Source organism: Kitasatospora sp. NPDC007106, assembly GCF_040634455.1.
Lineage (GTDB): Bacteria > Actinomycetota > Actinomycetes > Streptomycetales > Streptomycetaceae > Kitasatospora > Kitasatospora arboriphila.
This window is the reverse complement of record NZ_JBEYFP010000058.1, coordinates 1-21,140: the sequence shown is the minus strand read 5'-3', so window position 1 is coordinate 21,140 and position 21,140 is coordinate 1. Positions and strand designations below refer to the sequence as shown.

17 protein-coding genes and 1 pseudogene are annotated in these 21,140 nt (G+C 73.7%); 9 read left to right on the top strand and 9 right to left on the bottom strand.

Going from position 1 to position 21,140, the window contains the following annotated elements; all coding sequences use genetic code 11:
- The 5 genes and pseudogenes from narH to ABZ641_RS08945 form a co-directional block, all read right to left on the bottom strand.
- Positions 1–1,095: nitrate reductase subunit beta (narH, locus tag ABZ641_RS08965; protein WP_359980264.1), on the bottom strand; the 1,095-nt coding region annotated here is incomplete at its 3' end.
- Positions 1,095–3,374 (bottom strand): annotated as a pseudogene (locus tag ABZ641_RS08960) (molybdopterin-dependent oxidoreductase); the annotation flags it as partial. The gene narH and the pseudogene ABZ641_RS08960, both read right to left, overlap by 1 nt.
- Positions 3,368–4,642: an extracellular solute-binding protein gene (locus tag ABZ641_RS08955; protein WP_359980261.1), complete on the bottom strand. Its 1,275-nt coding sequence runs from the start codon at positions 4,640–4,642 to the stop codon at positions 3,368–3,370. The pseudogene ABZ641_RS08960 and the gene ABZ641_RS08955, both read right to left, overlap by 7 nt.
- A gap of 372 nt (positions 4,643–5,014) precedes the next feature.
- Positions 5,015–6,082 (bottom strand): aldose epimerase family protein, encoded by a 1,068-nt coding sequence (locus tag ABZ641_RS08950; RefSeq protein WP_359980258.1) that lies wholly within the window; start codon positions 6,080–6,082, stop codon positions 5,015–5,017.
- A 156-nt stretch (positions 6,083–6,238) separates the two neighbouring features.
- Positions 6,239–9,199, bottom strand: coding sequence for an AAA family ATPase (locus ABZ641_RS08945; RefSeq protein ID WP_359980255.1), 2,961 nt, complete (start codon positions 9,197–9,199; stop codon positions 6,239–6,241).
- A 280-nt stretch (positions 9,200–9,479) separates the two neighbouring features.
- On the opposite strand from ABZ641_RS08945, the gene ABZ641_RS08940 reads away from it, so the two are divergent.
- Positions 9,480–10,430: a terpene cyclase gene (locus ABZ641_RS08940; protein ID WP_344621849.1), complete on the top strand. Its 951-nt coding sequence runs from the start codon at positions 9,480–9,482 to the stop codon at positions 10,428–10,430.
- Positions 10,431–10,733: 303 nt separating this feature from the next.
- On the opposite strand, the gene ABZ641_RS08935 is transcribed toward ABZ641_RS08940, so the two are convergent.
- Positions 10,734–11,156 (bottom strand): DUF6325 family protein, encoded by a 423-nt coding sequence (locus ABZ641_RS08935; protein WP_344621848.1) that lies wholly within the window; start codon positions 11,154–11,156, stop codon positions 10,734–10,736.
- Positions 11,157–11,340: 184 nt separating this feature from the next.
- Between ABZ641_RS08935 and ABZ641_RS08930 the strand changes: the two genes are divergently transcribed.
- From ABZ641_RS08930 to ABZ641_RS08910, 5 genes are all read left to right on the top strand, one after another.
- Entirely contained in the window at positions 11,341–11,664 is a 324-nt protein-coding gene (locus tag ABZ641_RS08930) for a nuclear transport factor 2 family protein (RefSeq protein WP_344621847.1), read from the top strand.
- A 212-nt stretch (positions 11,665–11,876) separates the two neighbouring features.
- Positions 11,877–12,890: a LacI family DNA-binding transcriptional regulator gene (locus tag ABZ641_RS08925; protein WP_359980250.1), complete on the top strand. Its 1,014-nt coding sequence runs from the start codon at positions 11,877–11,879 to the stop codon at positions 12,888–12,890.
- 251 nt (positions 12,891–13,141) lie between these two features.
- Positions 13,142–15,163: a TIM-barrel domain-containing protein gene (locus ABZ641_RS08920; RefSeq protein WP_344621845.1), complete on the top strand. Its 2,022-nt coding sequence runs from the start codon at positions 13,142–13,144 to the stop codon at positions 15,161–15,163.
- A gap of 36 nt (positions 15,164–15,199) precedes the next feature.
- A complete protein-coding gene (locus ABZ641_RS08915) occupies positions 15,200–15,553 on the top strand; it encodes a hypothetical protein (protein WP_359980246.1) in 354 nt (117 codons plus the stop codon).
- Between the two features lie 55 nt (positions 15,554–15,608).
- Positions 15,609–16,583 carry an alpha/beta fold hydrolase gene (locus ABZ641_RS08910; protein ID WP_344621843.1) on the top strand — a complete coding sequence of 325 codons (975 nt, stop codon included), beginning with the start codon at positions 15,609–15,611 and terminating at the stop codon, positions 16,581–16,583.
- Between the two features lie 7 nt (positions 16,584–16,590).
- Here ABZ641_RS08910 and ABZ641_RS08905 read toward each other — a convergent pair whose 3' ends face one another.
- The gene (locus ABZ641_RS08905; protein ID WP_344621891.1) at positions 16,591–17,817 is read right to left on the bottom strand and encodes a serine hydrolase domain-containing protein; all 1,227 of its coding nucleotides are present in this window, start codon (positions 17,815–17,817) and stop codon (positions 16,591–16,593) included.
- A gap of 186 nt (positions 17,818–18,003) precedes the next feature.
- Between ABZ641_RS08905 and ABZ641_RS08900 the strand changes: the two genes are divergently transcribed.
- Positions 18,004–18,513, top strand: a complete 510-nt coding sequence (locus ABZ641_RS08900; RefSeq protein WP_344621842.1) for an NUDIX domain-containing protein — start codon at positions 18,004–18,006, stop codon at positions 18,511–18,513.
- Here the strand turns inward: ABZ641_RS08900 and ABZ641_RS08895 are convergent.
- Together ABZ641_RS08895 and ABZ641_RS08890 are read right to left on the bottom strand one after the other, a co-directional pair.
- Positions 18,489–19,151: a cytochrome b/b6 domain-containing protein gene (locus ABZ641_RS08895; protein WP_359980242.1), complete on the bottom strand. Its 663-nt coding sequence runs from the start codon at positions 19,149–19,151 to the stop codon at positions 18,489–18,491. The genes ABZ641_RS08900 and ABZ641_RS08895 overlap by 25 nt on opposite strands.
- Positions 19,135–19,788, bottom strand: a complete 654-nt coding sequence (locus tag ABZ641_RS08890; RefSeq protein WP_359980267.1) for a molybdopterin-dependent oxidoreductase — start codon at positions 19,786–19,788, stop codon at positions 19,135–19,137. Before ABZ641_RS08890 ends, ABZ641_RS08895 begins: the two co-directional genes overlap by 17 nt.
- Before the next feature lie 184 nt (positions 19,789–19,972).
- Here ABZ641_RS08890 and ABZ641_RS08885 point away from each other — a divergent pair, with 184 nt between their 5' ends.
- Together ABZ641_RS08885 and ABZ641_RS08880 are read left to right on the top strand one after the other, a co-directional pair.
- Complete coding sequence (locus tag ABZ641_RS08885) at positions 19,973–20,761, top strand: TetR/AcrR family transcriptional regulator (RefSeq protein WP_344621840.1); 789 nt, start codon at positions 19,973–19,975, stop codon at positions 20,759–20,761.
- A gap of 131 nt (positions 20,762–20,892) precedes the next feature.
- Positions 20,893–21,140, top strand: a 248-nt coding sequence (locus ABZ641_RS08880) for a hypothetical protein (RefSeq protein ID WP_359980239.1), incomplete at its 3' end; no start/stop codon positions are given.

The window sequence follows — 21,140 nt, the reverse complement described above, 5'->3', positions numbered from 1 at the left end:
CACCGCGTCGAGCACCGGGGAGAGCGGCGGGACGTACCAGACCATCGGCAGGGTGCGGTACTCCGGGTGGAGCGGCAGGGCGACCTTGTAGGTGGAGACCAGCGCGTGCACGGGGGAGCGCCGGGCGGCGTCCAGCCAGTCCTCGGGGATGCCGGACTCCCGTGCCGCCGCGATGACTCCGGGGTCGTGCGGGTCGAGGAAGACCCCGCGCTGGGCGTCCAGCAGGTCCTTGTCGTCGGGGGTGGCCGCGGCCTCGCCGACGCGGTCGGCGTCGTACAGCAGGAGGCCGAGGTAGCGCAGCCGGCCGACGCAGGTCTCGGAGCAGACGGTGGGCTGGCCGGACTCGATCCGCGGGAAGCAGAAGGTGCACTTCTCGGCCTTGCCGGTGGCATGGTTGACGTACACCTTCTTGTACGGGCAGGCGGTGACGCACATCCGCCAGCCGCGGCAGCGGTCCTGGTCCACCAGGACGATGCCGTCCTCGACCCGCTTGTACATCGCACCGGACGGACAGGCCGACACGCAGGCCGGGTTGAGGCAGTGCTCGCACAGCCGGGGCAGGTGGAAGAGGAAGGTCTGCTCGAACTCGAACTTCACCTTCTCGGCCCACTCGCCGGTCAGGTTGGGGTCGCCGCCCGCGTGCTCGGGCGCACCGCCGAGGCCGTCCTCCCAGTTGGCACCCCAGGTGATCGCCGTCGGCTCCCCGGTGAGGACCGAGCGCGGGCGGGCGACCGGGACGTCGTTCCCGGCCGGGGCGCTGACGAGGTTGTCGTAGTCGTAGGTGACCGGCTCGTAGTAGTCCTCGATGGACGGCAGGTCGGGGTTGGAGAACAGCGACAGCAGCCGCTTGACGCGTCCGCCCGAGCGCAGGACGAGCCGCCCGCGCGCGTCGAGCATCCAGCCGCCCTTCCACTTCTCCTGGTCCTCGTAGCGGCGCGGGTAGCCGACGCCGGGCTTGGTCTCGACGTTGTTGAACCAGGCGTACTCGACTCCGGTGCGGTTGGTCCACGTCTGCTTGCAGGTGACCGAGCAGGTGTGGCAGCCGATGCACTTGTCGAGGTTCATCACCATCGCGATCTGGGCCATGACCCTCATCAGTAGGTCACCTCCTGCGAGCGGCGGCGGATCACGGTGACCTCGTCGCGCTGGTTCCCGGTCGGGCCGTAGTAGTTGAAGGCGTAGGTGAACTGCGCGTAGCCGCCCGCGAGGTGGGTGGGCTTGAGCAGCAGCCGGGTGAGCGAGTTGTGGATGCCGCCGCGCCGGCCGCTGACCTCGGTCTTCGGCACGTTCACGTTGCGGTCCTGGGCGTGGTACATGTACACCGTGCCCTCGGGCATCCGGTGGGTGACGACCGCCCGGGCGGCGACGACGCCGTTGCGGTTGTACGCCTCGATCCAGTCGTTGTCCTTCACGCCGATCCTCTCGGCGTCGCCGGTGGACATCCAGATGACCGGGCCGCCGCGGGACAGGTCGAGCATGTACTTGTTGTCCTGGTAGTTCGAGTGGATGGACCACTTGGAGTGCGGGGTGAGGTAGCGGACGGTGACCTCGGCCCGGCCGTCGCGCAGGTGCTCGTCGCCGTAGTGCCGGGGCGAGTTCAGCGGGGGCCGGTAGACGGGCAGTTGCTCGCCGACCTCGGACACCCAGTCGTGCTGGACGAAGAAGTGCTGGCGGCCGGTGAGGGTGTGCCAGGGCTTCTTGTGCTCGGTGTTGATGACGAACGGCGAGTAGCGCCGCCCGCCGGTCTCCGAGCCCGACCACTCGTACGAGGTCAGCACGGCGCGGGGCTGGGTGCGGGTGTCGGCGAAGGTGATCCGCTCCGCCTCGCGTTCGGCGGCGAGTTCGACCAGGCCCTCGCTGCCGGTCTGCCGCTCCAGCACCCGGAAGCCCTCGGCGGCCAGCCGTCCGTTGGTGGTGCCGGACAGCGCGAGGACCGCCTCGCACATGTGGCTCGCGGTGGCGAGCGAGGGCCGTCCGGCGGCGATCCCGTCCTTCACGGTGCCGTTGCGGTGCCGGAGTTCGTCGATCTCCTTGTCGGGGACGACGGTGACGCCCTTGGTGGTGGTGCCCAGGGTGTCGAGCAGCGGGCCGACAGCACGCATCTTCTGCGCGATCGCGGTGTAGTCCCGTTCGACGACCGCCAGCTTGGGCATGGTCTTCCCGGGGATCGGCTCGCACTCGCCGGCCTTCCAGTCCCGCACCACCCCGCCCGGCTGGGCGAGTTCGTCGGGGGTGTCGTGCAGCAGCGGCACGGCGATGACGTCGGTGCGGGTGCCGAGGTGGTCGGCCGCCAGCTCGCTGAACCGGTCGGCGAGGGCCAGGAAGGTGTCGTAGTCGGTGCGCGCCTGCCAGGGCGGGGCGATGGCCGGGGTGAAGGCGTGCATGAAGGGGTGCATGTCCGTGCTGGACAGGTCGTCCTTCTCGTACCAGGTGGCGGCGGGGAGGACGACGTCGGCGTACAGGCCGGTCGAGGTCATCCGGAAGTCCATGGTGACCAGCAGGTCGAGCTTGCCCTCGGGTGCCTCCTCCCGCCACACCACGTCCTTCGGCCGCCCCTCGGGCGGGGTCTCCTCGGAACGCACGGCCCCGTCCGTGCCCAGCAGGTGGCGCAGGAAGTACTCGTTGCCCTTGCCGGAGGAGCCGAGCAGGTTGGCCCGCCACACGGTCAGCACCCGCGGGAAGTTGGCGGGGTCGTCGGGGTCCTCGGCGGCGAACCGCAGCCGTCCCGACTTCAGCTCGTCGACGACGTGCTCGGCGACCGGCCGGCCGGCCCGGGCGGCCTCGTCCGCCAGGTCGAGCGGGTTGCGGTTGAAACCGGGGTGGCCGGGTGTCCAGCCCAGTCGCACGGCCTGCGCCAGGCAGTCGGCGAAGCCCTTGCCCCGGAACCGTCCCTCGCCGAGCGGGGAGGCGATCTCGTCGGGCCCGAACGCCTCGTAGCGCCACTGGTCGGAGTTCAGGTACCAGTACGAGGTGCCCGCCATGTGCCGGGTGGGCCGCTGCCAGTCGAAGGCGAACGACAGGTGCTGCTGCCCGGTGACCGGGCGGACCTTCTCCTGGCCGACGTAGTGCGCCCAGCCGCCGCCGTTGACGCCCTGGCAGCCGGTCATGGTGATGAGCGCCAGGAACGCCCGGTAGATGGTGTCGGAGTGGAACCAGTGGTTGGTCCCGGCCCCCAGCGCGATCATGGACCGGCCGTTGGTGCGCTCGGCGTTGCGGGCGAACTCGCGGCCGATGCGGGCCGCCTGCTCGGCCGGCACGGAGGTGATCGTCTCCTGCCAGGCCGGCGTGCAGGGCTGCGACGCGTCCTCGTACGAGGACGGCCAGCTGCCCGGGAGCCCGGGACGATGCACCCCGTACTGGGCGAGCATCAGGTCGTCGCCGCCGCCGACCCCTCGACGGCGGTGGCGTCCAGGCCGGTCTTGGTGTCGGCCTGGCCCTGGACGATCTTGCCGAGGTTGGTGCCGATCGAGGCGAACAGCGAGGAGTACTCGGGCAGCTCGGGCCGCGGCTGGGCGGTGCTCAGGATGGCCTGGTAGCCCGCGATGCCCAGGTTGGCCTTGACCTCGGCGGTGTAGGCGTCACCGCGGGTCGGCAGGGTGGAGTTCTTCAGCGCGAGGGTGGTCTGGCTCTCGGCCGAGGTCAGGAACGCGGCGAGCTTCTCGGCAGCGGCCTTGTGGGCGGCGTCGGAGCCGGCGTAGACGGAGACGTTGTGGCCGCCGGTGGGGGCGCCGGCCTTGCCGGTGGAGCCGGCCGGGACGGGGGCGATGCCCAGGTTCGCCTTGTTGCTGAACGCGGCGCCCTTGTAGATGTTGGTGATCTCCCAGGGGCCCTGGATGATCATCGCGACCTTGCCGGTGTTGAAGGCGTCCATCATGTGGGCGTACGAGTCGGTGGTCACGTCGGCCTTGGCGGTGCCGGGCGAGGTGAACATCGACTTGTAGGTCTCGACGGCCTTGGTGGCCTCGGGCGAGTTGATGCTGATCTTCTTGCCCTTGGCGTCCACCATGTCGGTGCCCTCGCCGAACAGGAACGGCAGGGCGAAGTAGCCGTCGCCGGCCCGCATGAAGAAGCCGTCGACGCCGGCCTTGTCCTTGATCTGGGCGGCGTCGGTCTTCAGCTCGTCCCAGGTGGTGGGGGCCTTGGCGATGCCGGCCTTGGCGAAGAGGTCCTTGTTGTACAGGAGGCCGAGGGTGTCGGTGACCAGCGGCGCGCCGTAGGTCTTGCCGTCGAACTTGGCCTGCTGGACCAGGCTCGGCTGGAAGGCGGACGCGTCGGGGAGCGCCGGGGTGCCGTCCAGCGGCTCCAGGAAGCCGGCCTTGGCGAAGGCGGAGGTCCAGCCGACCTCGGAGCGGAAGGCGTCCGGTGCGCCCTTGGCGCCCATCGCGGTCTGCAGCTTGTTCTGCGCCTGGTCGAACGGCACGTTGACGAAGTTGACCTTGATGTTCGGGTTGGCGGCCTCGAACTTCTGGACCAGCGCCTGGTAGGTCGGAGCCTCGTTGGTGGCGTTGGACGTGTCCCAGTAGGTGATGGTGACCGGACCGCCGTCGCCCTTGGCGTCCGAGCCGGAGCCGCTGCTGCCACAGGCTGCAAGAGAAACCGCAAGGGCCGCAACGAGAGCGGAGGCCGCGATGCCACGCCGCATGAGAACTCCTAGGAAGGTGGGGGTGCCCGAATTGGTGGAGGACCGCGCATAATGGCTGTCCCGTGCCGACTGCGCCGTTGCGGCCGTCGGGCTTGTGGAGGAACGTAACAGCGCCGAAAGCCAACCTGAAAGCCCTTGCAGCAACTTTCTGCAAGCGTGATTCAGATCGTTACATCCGCGTGTCCTCCGAGTTGCCGTCGCGCGAACCGCCCCCTCGACCCCCGTGGCCTGCATCGCTCCTGCCCGGCCGGGGCATGCGAACGGCCCGCGCCGTCCGGGTCGTCCCCGGCGGCACGGGCCGTCGTTGCGGTGGTTTGCAGCAACCGTTCTCAGTCGGACGGGCCGCGGCCCCTCCCGGACGGTCGCCGGGCCTCAGGCGGTGCCGAGGCGCAGCACCGTCGTCGAGCGGAACTCCTCGCCCGGGCGCAGCACCGTCGACGGGTACGAGGGCTGGTGCGGCGAGTCCGGGTGGTGCTGGGTCTCCAGCGCGACGCCGGCGTACGGGCCGTACGGGACGCCGCGGGCGCCGGTGACCGCGCCCTGGAAGCCGTTGGCCGTGTAGACCTGGATGCCCGGCTCGGTGGTGAGCACCTCCAGGGTGCGGCCGCTCTCCGGGTCCTCCAGCAGGGCGGCGCGGGACGGGCCGCCGTCGGTGGGGCGCTCGCGCAGCACCCAGTTGTGGTCGTAGCCGTGGGCCGCCGCCACCTGCGGGTGGTTCTCGGCGATGCCCTTGCCGAGCGGCCGGGCGGTGGTGAAGTCGAAGGGCGTGCCGGCCACCGCCTCGAACGGGCCGAGCGGGATCTGCCGGGCGTCCACCGGGGTGTAGTGGTCCGCGTCCAGGGTGAGCAGGTGGCCGAGCACGTCGCCGCTGCCCTCGCCCGCGAGGTTGAAGTAGGCGTGGTTGGTCAGGTTGACGACGGTGGGCTTGCTGGTGACCGCGTGGTAGTCGATGGTCACCGCGTCGGCGGAGAGCGTGTACGAGACGGTGACGTCGAGGCCGCCGGGGAAGCCCTGGTCGCCGTCGGGGCTGTGCAGCTTGAGCCGGACGCCGCCGGGGATCTCCTCGGCCTCCCAGATCCGGTGGGCGAAGCCGTCCGGGCCGCCGTGCAGGGTGACGCCGTTGCCGGTGGGGGCGAGCGAGTGGTCCTCGCCGTCGAGGGTGATCCGGCAGTCGGCGATCCGGTTGGCGTAGCGGCCGACGGTGCTGCCGTAGTGGCGGGCGGCGCCGAGGACCTGCGGGAGGTCCTCGGTGGAGAGCAGGATCTGGGCGGGCGTGCCGGAGCGGTCGGGCGCGGTGAGGGTGTGCAGGGTGGCGCCGAGGGTGAGGACGCTGGCCTCCAGCGGTCCGTTGCGCAGGGTCCAGCGCTCGATCGCCGCGCCCGCACCACTGGGTTCGAAGGGCCCGTGCCGGACCTCCGTGGCCTGTGCGGATGCCGCCATGGCCTGCTCCTCACCGAAGCGGCCGCGACCGCCTCACCTCGACTGCTGTTCGATTATGAGCGATCTTGTCGCCCCGGAGCAGCCTAGCCCGGCCGGGGCCCGGTACGGCGCTGCTGCGCGGTGCGTGCCCCGGCCGGTCGCGGGTTCCGGACGGGCTCAGCCGTCGTCGCCGGTGCGGGAGTCCTTGTCGGGCAGCCCGAGGGCGGCGGCCAGGCCCTCCGGCCCGGTGCCCGCTTTGCGGTGCACGGCGGCCAGTCGGCGGTGCACCAGGCTGAGCGGCAGGTCGAGGTGGTCGGCGATCCGCTGCGGCGGCAGGCCGCGCACGGCGAGTTCGGCGACCTCCCACTCGTGCTGGCTGAGGGCGTCCTTGGTGAGCGTGCGCAGCCGGTTCGGGCGCAGCCCGGAGACGGCGAGCTCGCGGCGGGCACGGGCGACCAGGCCGTCGGCGCCGCACTGCTGGGCGAGTTCCATGCCCTGGTAGAGGTACTCGCCGGCGTCGACCAGCCGGCCGCTGCGGCGCAGCGCGGCACCGAGGTCCACCAGGGCGTGCGCGTGCTCGTGGCCGGCCGGGGACTGGCCGAGCACGGCGACGGCCTCCTCCAGCAGCTCGACCGCGACCGGGCCGTCGGTGACGGCGGCCTGCAGCCGCAGGGCGGCGCCGACCGCGGAGGCCGAGCCGAAGGTGCGCGCCCGGTCGACGGCGTCCTGCGCGTGCTTGCGGGCCTCCTCCGGCTCGTCCGGGGCGAGGGCGAGCGCGAGGTGGCCGGCCCAGGGCGCCCAGACGGTGTTGTACCGGCCGCGGGCGTCGAGCTGCCGGCCGACCTCGGTGAGGACCTCGACGGCGCGGGCGCGGTCGCCGCGGGCGAGCAGCAGCTTGCCGTAGAGGGTGGGCGCGTCGGGCAGCACCATCGCGGTCTCGTGGTACGGCGGGGCGAAGCGGTACTGCTCGGCGAGCTCCCAGGCCTCCTGGACGCGGCCGCGGGCGAGCAGGGTGTCGGCGAGGACGCCGACGATGTCCCACTGCAGCGGCAGGTCGGGGGCGATCCGCTCGGAGATCCGCAGTCCGCGGCGGAGGAAGTCCTCGGCCTCCAGCAGGAAGCCGCGGCGGAACCGGACGAGGCCCATCAGGAAGTAGGCGAAGCCGCGGTGCGCGCCGCTCCACCCGGCGACCTCGAACTCCATGATCGCGTCGGAGAACAGCCGCTCGGCGCGGATGAGCTCGTCGGTGTAGGTGAGCGTGAGGCCGATCAGGGCGGGCAGCTCGAAGCCCCAGGTGGTGCCCGTCCAGCGGAGTTCGGCGGGCAGCCGGCCGTTGACCAGCGCCCGGTCGGCGAGCTCCACGGCGCGGGCGGCGGACCCGCCGCGCAGGGTGAGGTCCCAGGCCTGCATGGCCACCAGGGCGCGCTCGGCGCTGTCCCGGCCGGTGAGCGCGGTTGCCATGTCCTCCAGCCGACGGGAGCGGCCGACCGCGTCGTCCTCGTCGCGCTGGAAGGCGGCCCACATGAAGTGCGCGGCCTGCAGTCGGAGCCGGCCGGGGCCCTGCGGGGTGCGCTGCGCCTCCTCGTGGCAGACCGCGGCGGCCCGGGTCAGCTGGCCGGCGTGGGCGAGCGCCTCGGAGAGCCGGAAGGTGGCGTCGACCCGCAGCGCGGGGCTCAGGCCGTTCTCCGGCTCCAGGGCGACGGTGAGCTGGTTGACCGTGGCGGCCGGGTCGGTGAGCAGGGCGGAGCAGCCGAGCTCGTACATCACCTCGGCGCGGATGTCGTCGTCCGGCGGCTCGTTGAGGGCGCGCTCCAGGCAGCGCTTGGCGGCGTCCGGGGCGCCGATGGCCAGGTGCTCCTGGGCGGCCTTGCGCAGCTTGCGGACGATCACGTCGTCGCCCTCGGGCAGCACCTCCAGCAGGTGCCGGGAGGCGGCGAGCATGGTCCCGCCGGCGTTCTCGATCGCGGTGGCCGCGATGCCGTGCATGGCGGTCTTGGTGGCGGCCGGCATGGTGAGGTAGATCGAGGTGCCGATCAGCGGGTGGACGAACTCCAGCCGGCCGTTGGGCTGGCTGGTGAGGACGCGCTGGCGGCGCAGCTGGCGGACGGACTCCTCGGCCTGGTCCGGGCCCTGGGCGGAGATCGCGGCGGCGAGGGTCTGCCGGATGTCGGTGCCGAGCAGCGCGGCGGCCCAGGCGAACCGCAGGGTGGTCGGGCCGAGCTTGTCCAGCCAGTGCTGCAGGGTCTCGCCGCGGGCGGCGGCGGCGAGGTCGTGCAGCCTGCGGGCGTTCTCCTCGCTGGGCTCCAGCGCTTGGTCGCGGACCTCGCGGAGCAGCGCGACGACCTCGTACGGGGTGCCGCCGGTGACGGCCCAGACCTGGCGGCAGAAGGCGTCCTCGGCGTGCGGGCCGAGTTCGGCGCGGACGAGGTCGGCGACGGTGTCCGGGGTGAGCCGGCGCAGTTCGTGGCGGTGCTGGGCGATGGACTCGATCTGGTGGCGCAGCGGCAGCGTCTTGTGGTCGAACTCGTCGCGGTAGGCGAGGACGAGCAGCACGGGCAGTTCGCGCGAGCGGACGGCGAACGCGGCGAGCCAGCTGAGGGACTCCTGGTCGGCCCAGTGCAGGTCGTCGACGACCATGACCAACGGGGCACGGCGCGGCGCGAGTTGGGTGAAGACGAAGTCGAGGCCGTCGCGCACGCCCTGCGGGTCGAGGGGCTCCAGCTCGTCGGACGGCGGGACGAGGCCGATGGCGGGGCCGACGATGCCGTACCAGTTGCCGAAGACCTCCTGCTTCTCCTCCTCGGGCAGCGAGCCGAGCACCGGCTGCAGCAACTGCCGCAGCACGCGGAAGGGTTCGTTGCGCTGGCGCTCGCCGCCGCGGGCGAAGAGCACGGTGCAGCCGGGCTGGAGCTTGCCCAGGCGGCGGACCCGGTGCAGCAGCGAGGTCTTGCCCATGCCGCCGGGGCCGGAGTAGCAGAGCACCTCGCCGATCTCGGTGCCGCCGGCGGCGAACTTGCGGCACAGCCGGGCGACCGCCTCGTCGGCGGTGTGCAGCTCGGTGTCCCGCTCGCGCAGTGTCTCCTCGGCCGGAGAGGTGACGTACTCCTGTTCGCCCTGCCCGTTCTGATCTGCCGACACCGCCGCGCCTCCGCCTCTTCCGTTCCTCGTTCCGCCCACGACCCTAGCGCCGTGCACGCCCGCGCGGGCGCCATTCGTGCAGGCCGAACGGGAGTCGAGGGTTGAGGCTGCAGGGCCCGGGCAAATGCCCTGGTGCGCATGCCATCCGATGATCCGATCGGGTAGTCTGCCGGGCCGGACGGCGCAGTGGATCTTCCGCACGTCCCAGTATCAGCATCGGGGTCACCGCACGACGCGAACGCACAGCACCGGATCCGAGAGTCACCTTGCTGGGAGCACCATGTCCGACGACAGCTCGCTCGACTTCCCGTTCCCGCACCGGCGCAGCGGGCACCACGCCCACGCCGCCGAGCGGCACCGCTCCTGGCTCGCCCGCCACCGCGAACTCGCGGACGTCGCGGACGCGGCGGTGTACGGCCACTGGGAGGTCGCCGAGCTCGCGGCGCTCAGCCATCCGGACGCGGGACCGGACGAACTCGCCCTCGCCGCGGACATGTTGGGCTTCTTCTTCCTCTTCGACGACCAGTTCGACAGCGCCCTGGGCCGGCGCCCGACCGAGGTGTCCCGGATCTGCGAACGGCTGACCGCGATCCTCTACGGCGCCCTGCCGGACGGCACCTCCGGCGTGGAACGGGCCTTCGCCGACCTCTGGAGACGGTCCACGGCCGGCATGCCCGGCCGCTGGCGGGCCCGGGCCGCCGCCAACTGGGAGTGGTACTTCGCCAGCCACCCCGCCGAGGCCGCCGGCCGGCTCTCCGGCCGGATCCCGGACCGCGAGGGCTACTTGATGCTCCGTCGGGGAACGGCGGCCATGGAGACCATCTTCGACATGGTGGAACGGCTCGGCGGATTCACCGTGCCGCAGGGCACGTTCCACCACCCCGTGCTGCGGCAACTGCGCCAGGTCGCCGCGGACATCCCCTCGTACAGCAACGACGTCCGCTCCTACCCGCTGGAGGCGCCGCGCGGGGACGTGTACAACCTGGTGATGATCGTCCAGCGGGAACGTTCCTGCCCGCCGGAGGAAGCCTGCTCGATCGTCCTCACCGAGGCGCAGCTGCTGGTCGACCGCTACGCCCGGCTGCTCGCCGAACTGCCCTGCGCCTTCCGCGAGCTGGAACTCGACGAGGAGCAGCGCGGCATCGCGCAGCGCTACGCCGACGGCATGACCGCCTGGCTGGCGGGCTACCTGCACTGGGAACGGCGGACGGGCCGCTACCGCACCGCGTGACCGGCGATGCACCCACCGTAGCGGACCCGGAGCCCCGCGACCAGAGCCCCCGGCACACGTGTACGGAGAATTCGGCCGCACCAGCGGCGCGGAGAACTGCGCAATGCAAGGGCAGCACCTCAGGGGCGCGTGGGGGCACCTCCCGGCCGAAGGCCGGGGGGAGAACTGCACAGTCCGGGGGTGGGTCCCAATGCGATTCGGGCTGAGCCCTGATCCGTACGGCGCGCCCATCCGCATTGCGCAGTTCCCCGCGCCCCTGAGGTGTCCGCCGCAGCCCTCCCGGCCCCGTGCCCCCGAGGTGCCTCACCGCCCGCTGCGGGCCCGGGCCGCGCGGACGGCCTCCTCGATCCGCTCCGGCGGGATCCGCACGCCGGAGGCGATCCGCCCGCCGACCGCACCGAGCGCGGCCGCCGCGCTCTGCGCCCACAGGTGCTCGATCAGCACCACCACGGCGACGCTGCCCGGGGCGAGCAGGGCGGCCGCCTCCTGCGCGTCGGCCGGTCCGATCAGCGGCAGCTCGTGCCCGCCGGCCGCGACCACCCCCTGCAGGTGCTCCACCTCGCCGACCTCCGCGTACTCGACGGTGCCGTCGGCGCGGCGGGTGACCACCAGGGCGTCGACCACCCGGATGTCCCCGGCCGTCCGCAGGGCGGCGAGGGCGCGGGCGCTCTCGGCGGTGATGGCCTCCTGCGGGAACGTCAGGACGATCAGTTCGGCCGGCCCCATCCAGGGCACTCCTTCCGTCGGCGGTTCCCCGCGGTGGCCCCCGGATGCGGATCAAAGCACAGCCCGGGCCCGGCGCCGCGGAGGCGGGGCGCGGACGGCGCACGCCGCTGGCGGGCGGCCGGGCCCCGTGGTCTCTGGAAAGCACGGCACCGTGCCGTGCATCCGGGACGAGGAGGCCCCGACCATGACGATCCCCGCCGCCAAGCTGTCCAATCCCGCCGTTCGTGCCCTGGTCGCCGCGATCAACGGGGGCGACCCGACGGCGTTCTTCGCCGTGCTGACCCCGGACGCCACGATGTCCGACGACGGCTCGGACCGCCCGCTGGCGGCCTGGGCGGAGCGGGAGATCTTCTCCTCCCGGGGCCACATCGACGTCCAGACGGAGAAGGACGGCGGCCTCGCCCTGATCGCCAACTACCGCAACGACACCTGGGGCGAGATGCGCACCGCGTGGCGGTTCACCGTGGACGGGGAGCGGATCAGCCGTTTCGAGACCGGCCAGGCGTAGGCTCCGCAGCCCGCCCGCGGACCCCTGAACGCCCCGGCGCCGCCCCCGCGCAGCCCGCCGGGCACAGGTGGTGAAGCGCTTCGACACCGGGTCTGGACACAGTCCATCTGCCTCTCTAAGCTCTCCGGGCAGGACAGCATCGAGCCGCACAGCAGACATCGTCGAAGCGCTTCACCACCGGCGCCCGGCCGTGTCGCGAGATGGAGCACCAGATGGTCACGCTCGCCCAGGTCGCCCGGCACGCCGGGGTGTCCCCGAGCACGGTCTCGTACGTCATCAGCGGCAAGCGGTCCATCTCGCAGGACACCCGGCTGCGGGTGGAGCGCAGCATCGCCGAGCTCGGCTACCACCCGCACGCGGGGGCCCGGGCGCTGGCCAGCAACCGCTCCAACGTGATCGCCCTGATGATCCCGCTGCGCACCGACATGTTCGTGCCGGTGATGATGGAGATCGCCATCGCGATCACCACCACCGCCCGCCGGTTCGGCCACGACGTGCTGCTGCTGACCAGCGAGGAGGGCCCGTCCGCGGTGAAGCGCGTCGCCGCCAGCGGACTGGCCGACGCGATGATCCTCATGGACGTCGAACTCGAGGACGAGCGGATCCCGCTGCTGCGGCAGACCGGGGCGGCGGCCGCGCTGATCGGCCTGCCCGCCGACCCGGCCGGCCTCACCTGCGTCGACCTCGACTTCGAGGCCACCGGCGCGCTGGCCGCCGACCACCTCGCCGACCTCGGCCACCGCGAGGTGGCGCTGATCGGGGCCGCCGAGTCGGTCTACCGCCGGCACACCGGGTTCGCCGAGCGCACCCTGGCCGGCTTCCGGCAGCAGGCGGCCGCCCGTGGCCTGGGCTTCCTGCACCGCCCCTGCGGGGCCGGCCACGAGGCGGCCAGCGGGACTCTCTCGCGGATCCTGCAGGAGCGGCCGAACACCACGGGCTTCGTCGTGCAGAACGAGGCCGCGCTGCCGCACCTGCTCGGCCAGCTCCGGCAGTCCGGGCGGGCCGTGCCGGAGGACGTCTCCGTCGTCGCGGTCTGCCCCGACGAGGTGGCCCTGCACTCCGCCCCGCAGCTCACCTCGGTCTCCATCCCCGCGCAGGAGATGGGCCGGCGCGCGGTCGAGCTGCTGATGGCCCAGGCCGGCGGCGAGGACACCTCCGGGCTGACCCTGCTGCGCCCCACCCTCACCATGCGGGAGTCCAGCGGTCCCGCCCCGCGGACCGGCTGACGCACCGACCGACGCACCGACCGACGCACCGCCGGGCCGTCCCCTCACCCGATCCCCCGCACCACCCGCTCCGCTCGCTCCACCCGCACCACCCGCTCCGCTCGCTCCACCCGGCCGCTCGCGCGCATCGCCGATCCCCGGGAGCCGGGCGCACCCGCACGCGCCCGTACCCCCACCGATCCCGCACGCCGGGGCGCAGCCCGCACCGGCGCGCCCCGCGCCGCCCGCGCGCAACCCCCAGGAGCCGTCCCGTGAACCACCCCCTGCCCATCCCCCCGCCGGAGAAGCCCGAGGCCCCCGGTGTGCTGCGCGAGCACGACGGCGCCCTGGAGTGGCACGGCCACCTGGAGACCCTGCGGGTGGAGCCCTGGGGCCCGGACGCGATCCGGGTGCGGGCGGTGCGCGGCGGGCGGCTGCGGCCCGACCTGCCGGGGGCGCTCGCCGAGCGGCCGCCGGCCGCGCCGCAGGCAGCGGTGAAGACCGAGGGCGGCGTCGGACGGATCGTCAACGGCGCGATCACCGCCGAGGTCACGGAGCGCGGCATCGTCCGCTTCCTGCGGGCCGACGGCAGCGAACTGCTCTCCGAGCAGCCCGCGCACTTCTGGTGGCCCGGCGCCCGGCTCTACACGCCGACCGGCAATGGCTACCACCGGTTGGAGCAGCGCTTCGCCGCGTACGACGGCGAGAAGCTGTTCGGCCTCGGTCAGCACCGGCACGGGCTGCTCGACCAGAAGGGCGCCACGATCGACCTGGTGCAGCGCAACGCCGAGGTGTCGATCCCGGTGCTGCTCTCGGACCGCGGCTACCTGCTGCTGTGGAACAACCCGGCGATCGGCCGGGTGGAGCTGGCCGTCAACGGCACCCGCTGGGTCGCGGACAGCGCCCGCCAGTTCGACTACTGGATCACCGCCGGGCAGCCGGCCGAGACCCTGGCCCGGTACGCCGACGCCACCGGCCACTCCCCCGAACTCCCGTCGTGGGCCACCGGGTTCTGGCAGTGCAAGCTGCGCTACCGCACCCAGGAGGAGCTGCTCTCCGTCGCCCGCGAGCACAGGCGGCGCGGTCTGCCGCTGTCCGTGATCGTCAACGACTTCTTCCACTGGACGCACCTCGGCGAGTGGAAGCTCGACCCCGCCGAGTGGCCAGACCCGGCCGCCATGGTCCGCGAACTGGACGAGATGGGCGTGCGGTTGATGGTCTCCGTCTGGCCCTCCGTCAGCCCGCTCAGCGAGAACCACGCCGAGATGGAGCGCCGCGGCCTGCTGATCGGCACCGAGTACGGCCCGATGGCGCACGCCGAGTGGCCGGACAAGGGCGTCGACTCCACCGTCCAGGTCGCCTTCTACGACGCCACCAACCCGGAGGCCCGGGAGTTCCTCTGGGAGCGGATCGCGCAGAACTACCTCGCGCACGGCATCAAGGTCTGGTGGCTGGACGCCTGCGAGCCGGAGATCAACCCCGGCCACCAGGCCAACCTGCGCTACCACGCCGGGCCCGGCCTGGAGGTCGGCAACCTGTACCCGCGGGAGAACGCCCGCGCCTTCCACGAGGGCATGCTCGCCGCCGGCGAGTGCGAGGTGGTCACCCTCAACCGCTCGTCCTGGGCCGGCGCCCAGCGCTACGGCGCCGCACTGTGGTCCGGCGACATCGGCACCGACTTCGCCACCCTGCGCGACCAGATCAGGGCCGGTCTGCACGTGATGGTCTCCGGGATCCCCTGGTGGACGACCGACATCGGCGGCTTCCACGGCGGCGACCCGGACGACCCGGCCTACCGGGAGGTGATCGTCCGCTGGTTCCAGTACGGCGCCTTCTGCCCGCTGTTCCGGCTGCACGGCTACCGCGAGCCGTGGATGCCGCTCGGCCCGGCGATGACCGGCGGCCCCAACGAGGTCTGGTCGTACGGCGAGGAGGCGTACGGGATCTTCAGCAGCTACCTGCACCTGCGCGAGCGGCTGCGGCCGTACATCCAGGAGCAGATGCGGCACACCGCCGAGACCGGCGTGCCGCCGATGCGGCCGCTGTTCGTGGAGTTCCCCGAGGACCCGGCGGCCTGGGAGGTCGGCGACCAGTTCCTGCTCGGGCCGGACCTGCTGGTCGCGCCGGTGGTCGAGGCCGGTGCCCGGCAGCGCACCGTCCTGCTGCCCGCCGGGGCGACCTGGCGCTGCGCCTGGACGGACGAGGTGCACCCGGGCGGCACCACGGTGACCGCGGACGCCCCGCTCGACCGGATCCCGCTCTACCTGCGCGACGGCGCCCGGCTGCCGATCTGACCCGGGCCCGCCCCACTCCGTGGCAAGGAGGCCACCATGCACCCCACCGCCCTGCACCAGACACCGCACCCGGCCGCCGTGCAGCGCCCCGCCGCGCTGAACCGCGGCCGTACCGCCCCCACCGGCCGGTTCGGCCCGTCGCCGGCGGCGCCGTACCGGCAGGCCCAGCCCGTGCCGCAGACCCGCCGCCCCGCCGCCGGGCTGCTCGCCCCAGAGGAGCACCAGCTGCTGCTCCTGCTCGCCGAGGGGCTGCCGCTGGACGCCGTCGCCCGCCGGCTGTCCACCTCCAGCCGGACGCTGCGCCGCCGGATCCGGGTGCTCTGCGACCGGATCGGGGTGCGCACCCCGCTGCAGGCCGCGGTCTGGGCCGCCCGGCGCGGCCTGATCTGACCGCCCGTCGGCTCCACGGCAGGAGCCGACGGCACCTGAACAGGAGAGAGAACCCGTGCCGCTGACCGACCTGCCCTACGAGGACCTGCTGCGCTACCGCCCGGAGCCGGCCGCCCCCGCCGACCTGGACGCCTTCTGGGACGACACGCTCGCCGAGGCCCGGGCGCACGGCGGCCCGGCCTCGGTCACCCCGGTCGGCGACAGCCTGCTGCGCGGCGCCGAGGTGCACGACGTGCGTTTCCCCGGCTACGGCGGCGAGCCGGTCGCCGGCTGGCTGCTGCTGCCGCGCGGCGCCCGCGGGCCGCTGCCGGTGGTCGTCGAGTACCTGGGCTACAGCCAGGGCCGCGGGCTGCCGCTGGAGCGGCTGCTGTACGTGTCGGCCGGCTACGCCCACCTGGTCATGGACACCCGCGGCCAGGGCCACGACACCCCGGACCCGCACCCGGGCGGCCCGCAGTGGGCGGCCGGGTTCATGACCCGCGGGATCGACTCGCCCGCGGGCTACTACTACCGGCGGCTGTACACCGACGCGGTGCGGGCGGTGGACTTCGTCCGCGGCCTGCCGCGGATCGATCCGGAGCGGGTGGTCGTGGGCGGCGCCAGCCAGGGCGGCGGGCTCGCCCTGGCCGCCGCCGCGCTGGCCGGGGACGCGGTGGCCGCCGCCCTGGTGGACGTGCCCTTCCTGCAGCACTTCCCCCGGGCGGTGGAGACCGCCTCGGCGGGCCCGTACCCGGAGATCGCCGAGTACCTCGGCCTGCACCGCCGGGACGCCGTCGAGCAGGTCTTCGCCACCCTGGCGTACGTGGACGGCCTGCACCTGGCGCCGCGGGCCACCGCGCCCGCGCTGTTCAGCGCGGCGCTGATGGACCCGGTCTGCCCGCCGTCCACGGTCTTCGCCACCTACCACCGCTACGGCGGCCCGGCCGCGATCGAGGTGTGGCGCTTCGGCGACCACGCCGGCGGGCGGGCCTCCCAGCAGCAGCGTCAGCTGGAGTGGCTGCGCGAACAAGGCCTGAGCGCGGCGAACTGACGGACGGTCAGCCCGTCCGGCCTTCCAGGCAGGCCCGGACGGCGGTCATCAGGCTGCGGGAGCGGATGTCGCCGGTCACGCCGGGCTGCATGCCGTTGGTGACGTAGCCGAAGCCGATGCCGAGCTCCGGGTCGGCGAAGCCGAGCGAGCCGCCGCGGCCGGGGTGGCCGAAGCTCGCCGGCGTGGCCATCGGGGAGGTGGCGGCGTGCCGGAAGAAGCCGTGGCCGAAGGTGGTGTTGACGATCAGCACCTTGTCCGGGCCGCTGACCGCGGGGCCCATCGCCTCCTTCAGCACCTCGGGGCCGAACAGTGCGGGCAGCCGCTCGCCGGGCGCCCCGCCGTGCCGGTCGGCGGCGCCGATCAGCGAGGCGTAGAACCGGGCCACCGACCGTGCGGTGCCGATGCCGCCGGCGCCGGGCACCTCGGCGGCCTGCACCGCGGGGTCGTTCAGGTCGACGGCGGCGAGCACCGCGCCGAACGCCCGGGCGGTCAGCGAGGTGCGGTCCTGGTAGGCCCGTACGACGGAGGCCTTGGGGCGGACCTTCATGCCGCTCGGGCCGGTCTGCGCGGCCTCGGGCGCGGGCAGGTCGACCAGTCGGCCGACCCGCGGCGCCGCCCCCGCGGGCAGGCCGATCCACAGGTCGAGGCCGAGCGGCTGGGCGATCTCCTCGGCCAGGTAGTGGCCGATGCTGCGGCCGCTGACCCGCCGCACGATCTCGCCGACCAGCCAGCCGAAGGTGTACGGGTGGTAGCCGTGAGCCGTGCCCGGCTCCCAGGCGGGGGCCTGGGAGGCGACGGCGGCGGCGGCCGGCTCCCAGGTCAGCAGGTCCTCCAGGCGCAGCGGCACGTCCAGGACGGGCAGTCCGGCCTGGTGCGAGAGCAGCCAGCGGACGGGGATCCGCTCCTTGCCGGCGGCGGCGAACTCGGGCCAGTAGGAGACGACCGGGGCGTCCAGGTCGAGCAGGCCCTGCTGGACGAGGTGCAGGGCGGTGGCGGCGGTGAGCCCCTTGGTGACGGAGCGCAGCACCTGGGCGGTGTCGGCGGTCCACGGCACGGCGGGGGCGGGTCGCCCGCCGACCTCGGGCCTGGCGTCGCCGCCCCACAGGTCGACCACCTTGCGGCCGTCCAGGTAGAGCGCGAAGGCCGCGCCGAGTTCGCCGTACTCGCGGAAGTTGCGGGCGAAGGCCTCGCGGACGGGTTCGAAGCCCTCCGCCGTCTCGCCCCAGATCTCCACCGCTGTCACGTTCCCCGCCGTTCCTCGCCCGTGCGTCCGGTCGCTTCCTCGCCCACGCCTCCGGTTGGAACGATAGTCGGACGGTCCTACCGGTGCCGCCGGGGTGCCGGGCCGAGCGGGAGCCGGACCGCCGGGAGCGCCCGCACCGCCCGCGGCGCGGCCCCGTCCGGCGGTAGTGTCCCGAGCATGACGAATCCCGCCGAAGAACTGCTCGACGTGGTGGACTCCCGGGACGAGGTGGTCGGCACCGCGACCCGCGCCGAGGCGTACCGGGACGGCCTCACCCACCGCTGCGTGTTCATCCTGGTCCGCGACCCGCAGGGCCGGATCTTCGTGCACCGCCGCACGGACACCAAGCTGTTCGCCCCCGGCGCCTACGACTGCTTCGTCGGCGGGGTCGTCGGCTCCGGGGAGTCGTACGCCGAGGCGGCCGTCCGGGAGGCCGAGGAGGAGCTCGGGGTGCGCGGGATCGAGCCGGTGCCGCTGTTCCGCTTCCTGTTCGAGCAGGACGGGCTGTCCTGGTTCTGCGACATGCACGAGGCCCGCTGGGCCGGCCCGGTCTCCCCGCAGGTCGAGGAGGTGGCCTGGCACGGCTGGCTGACCGAGGAGGAGCTCGCCGAGCGGCTCGCCGAGTGGGACTTCGTGGCCGACGGCCGGGAGGCGTACCGGCGCTACCTGGAGTCCCGTCCGTCCTGAGCGGCCCGCTCGTCGCCGAGGTCCCACTCGGGGTGCTCGCGGGCGGCCCAGCGCCGGTCGACCAGCCCGGTGCGCATGCCGCGCCGGGCCTCCGGGTCGCGCACCGCCATCCAGACGTGGCCGCCCACCACCACCCCCACGGCGACCGCCAGCCAGTCGTGGACGAAGGTCGCCCCGGTACGCCACACCAGCGGCGCCAGGTGCGTGAACCACATCAGCAGCCCGGTGCCGAGCATCACCAGCACCGCGCCGGCGATCCACGCCGCGTACAGCTTCTGCCCGGCGTTGAACTTGCCGGCCGGGCGGTCGTGGGAGCGGCGGCGGACGGCCCGCAGCCAGCGCCGGTCCGCCGCGGTGAACCGGTTCAGCCGGGCCAGGTCGGCGCGCAGCGCCCGGGAGACGAGGCCGAGCAGCAGCGGGACGGGCAGCAGCAGGCCGCACCACTCGTGCACCACGACGACCAGCCGGCGGCGGCCGACCAGCTCCGACAGCGGCGGGTAGTAGAGCATCAGCGCGGTGGCCAGGCAGGTCAGCAGCAGGCCGGCGGTGGCCCGGTGCACCAGCCGCTCGGCGCGGGCGAAGCGGGCCACCCGGGCGGCGGGACGGGCGGCGCGCCCGGAGTCAGCCGGTGGGTGCATCGTCGCGTCCGTTGGATCGGCCGACCCAGGCGTCGACGTCGTAGCCGAGGCGCTCCCAGTAGCCGGGGCGGACCTCGGGGGTCACCGTGATGCCGGAGAGCCACTTGGCCGACTTGTAGAAGTACATCGGCGCGACGTACAGCCGCACCGGGCCGCCGTGCGCGTGTCCGAGCGGGCGGTCCTGCATGCGCAGCGCGACCAGCACGTCGTCGCGGCGCGCCTGGTCGAGGGTGAGGCTCTCGCTGTACGCGCCGTCGAAGCAGCTGAACCGCACGGCGGCGGCGCCGTCGCGGACACCGGCCCGCTCCAGCAGCAGGCTCAGGCGCACCCCCTCGAACGGGGTCGCCGGCACCCGCCAGCCGGTGACGCACTGCACGTCGTGGACGATCCGGGTCTGCGGCAGCGCCTCGAGGTCGGCGAGCCGCAGCGTGGCCGGCCGGTCGACCAGGCCGTCGATCCGCAGCTCGTAGTCGGCGGCCGTGCGCCCGGGCACCGAGGCGACGACCGAGTAGTAGCGGAACCCGCCGCCGCCCGGCACCAGGTCGCTCAGGCCCGTCGGGTCGCGGCTGGTGACCGCCTCGACGACGCGCTGCAGGTGCGGGCCCACGGCGACGCCCGCCGCCCCGAGGCCCAGCATGCCGAGCACCACCCGCCGCCCGACCGGCGTACCGCTGGATTCGTTCACCCCTCGATTCGACCACCCGCCGGGCCCGCCGACCAGGGGCTACCGGCGGACGTCAGACTTTCGTCACCTCCGCCACCCGGCGGGAATCCCATGATCGAGTGATCATCCGACGGTCCGGGCTGGATAGGGTGGCGCCATGGTTTCCCGTACGCCCTCGGCGGCGCCCCGGTCGGAGGATCAGCCCAGCCGTGCCGACAAGGCGCCCCGGCGCCGGCTCAGCGTCGACGAGCGGCGGGAGCAGTTGATCGCGGTGGCGCTGGAGCTGTTCAGCCGGCGCCCGCCCGAGGAGGTGTCGATCGACGACATCGCCGCGGCGGCCGGCGCCTCCCGGCCCCTGGTGTACCACTACTTCCCCGGCAAGCAGGCGATCTACGAGGAGTCGCTGCGCCGCGCCGGGCAGGAGCTCACCGCCCGCTTCGAGGAGCCCGCCGACGGGCCGCTGTCCGAGCGGCTGCTGCGGGTCATGGGCCGCTACCTGGACTTCGTGGACAGCCACGGCCCCGGCTTCGCCGCCCTGCTGCGCGGCGGCTCGGTCGCCGCCAGCCCGGGCACCAACGCGGTGATCGACGAGGTGCGGCGGGCCGCGCAGGAGCAGATCCTGCTGCACCTGGCGCTGCCGAAGGCGAGCCCCGGGGTGCGCCGCACCGTCCGCGCCTGGATCGCCAACGCGGAGATCAGCTCCCTCGACTGGCTGGGCGAACGGGCCGTCCCCCGCGAGGAGTTGCAGCTCCAGCTGGTGCAGGAGCTGGTCGCGGCGCTGGCCGTCACCGCCTCCCGCGAACCCGCACTCGCCGTGGAGTTCGCCGCCTTCTTCGCCGAGGAGCGCCCGGACGGCCCGTGCGCCGGACTCGTCCGCGACCTCGCCGGCCTGCTCGCGGTCGACGGCATCGCCGACGCCCTCGGGCACCTGGCATCGGGGGCCTGACCGCACACCGCGGGCCGGCCGCAACAGGGCGGGGACGGACGGCCGGTGGGCCTCGGGGGGTCACCCCGACGTCGGCCCGGTCTGATAGAAAGTGGACAGATTTTCCACCGGGAACGAGGGGGGCTCGGCGCATGACTTTGGACGGCTTCGCCGGCGCGGAGCGGATCGCCGCGACACTGGACGTACTGGCCGAGGCGCTGTTGGACGAACGGGCCACCCACTACGCCGCTGGGTCGCTGACGGCCTTCCGGCGCGACGACCACCCGTCCGCCGACGCCCTGTTCGGCCTGCGGATCGCCCCGGGCGGGCCCGGCGTGCTGACGGTCCGTGGGCTCGGCACGGTGGTCGAGGGCGGCACGGCCCGCGGCACCGCGTCCGC

Coding starts and splice junctions, on each gene's coding strand:
- ABZ641_RS08895 (WP_359980242.1), bottom strand. CDS start 19,151: ATGCACCCACCGGCTGACTCCGGGCGCGCCGCCCGTCCCGCCGCCCGG.
- ABZ641_RS08950 (WP_359980258.1), bottom strand. CDS start 6,082: ATGGCGGCATCCGCACAGGCCACGGAGGTCCGGCACGGGCCCTTCGAA.
- ABZ641_RS08930 (WP_344621847.1), top strand. CDS start 11,341: ATGACGATCCCCGCCGCCAAGCTGTCCAATCCCGCCGTTCGTGCCCTG.
- ABZ641_RS08900 (WP_344621842.1), top strand. CDS start 18,004: ATGACGAATCCCGCCGAAGAACTGCTCGACGTGGTGGACTCCCGGGAC.
- ABZ641_RS08890 (WP_359980267.1), bottom strand. CDS start 19,788: ATGCTGGGCCTCGGGGCGGCGGGCGTCGCCGTGGGCCCGCACCTGCAG.
- ABZ641_RS08935 (WP_344621848.1), bottom strand. CDS start 11,156: ATGGGGCCGGCCGAACTGATCGTCCTGACGTTCCCGCAGGAGGCCATC.
- ABZ641_RS08925 (WP_359980250.1), top strand. CDS start 11,877: ATGGTCACGCTCGCCCAGGTCGCCCGGCACGCCGGGGTGTCCCCGAGC.
- ABZ641_RS08915 (WP_359980246.1), top strand. CDS start 15,200: ATGCACCCCACCGCCCTGCACCAGACACCGCACCCGGCCGCCGTGCAG.
- ABZ641_RS08955 (WP_359980261.1), bottom strand. CDS start 4,642: ATGCGGCGTGGCATCGCGGCCTCCGCTCTCGTTGCGGCCCTTGCGGTT.
- ABZ641_RS08885 (WP_344621840.1), top strand. CDS start 19,973: ATGGTTTCCCGTACGCCCTCGGCGGCGCCCCGGTCGGAGGATCAGCCC.
- ABZ641_RS08940 (WP_344621849.1), top strand. CDS start 9,480: ATGTCCGACGACAGCTCGCTCGACTTCCCGTTCCCGCACCGGCGCAGC.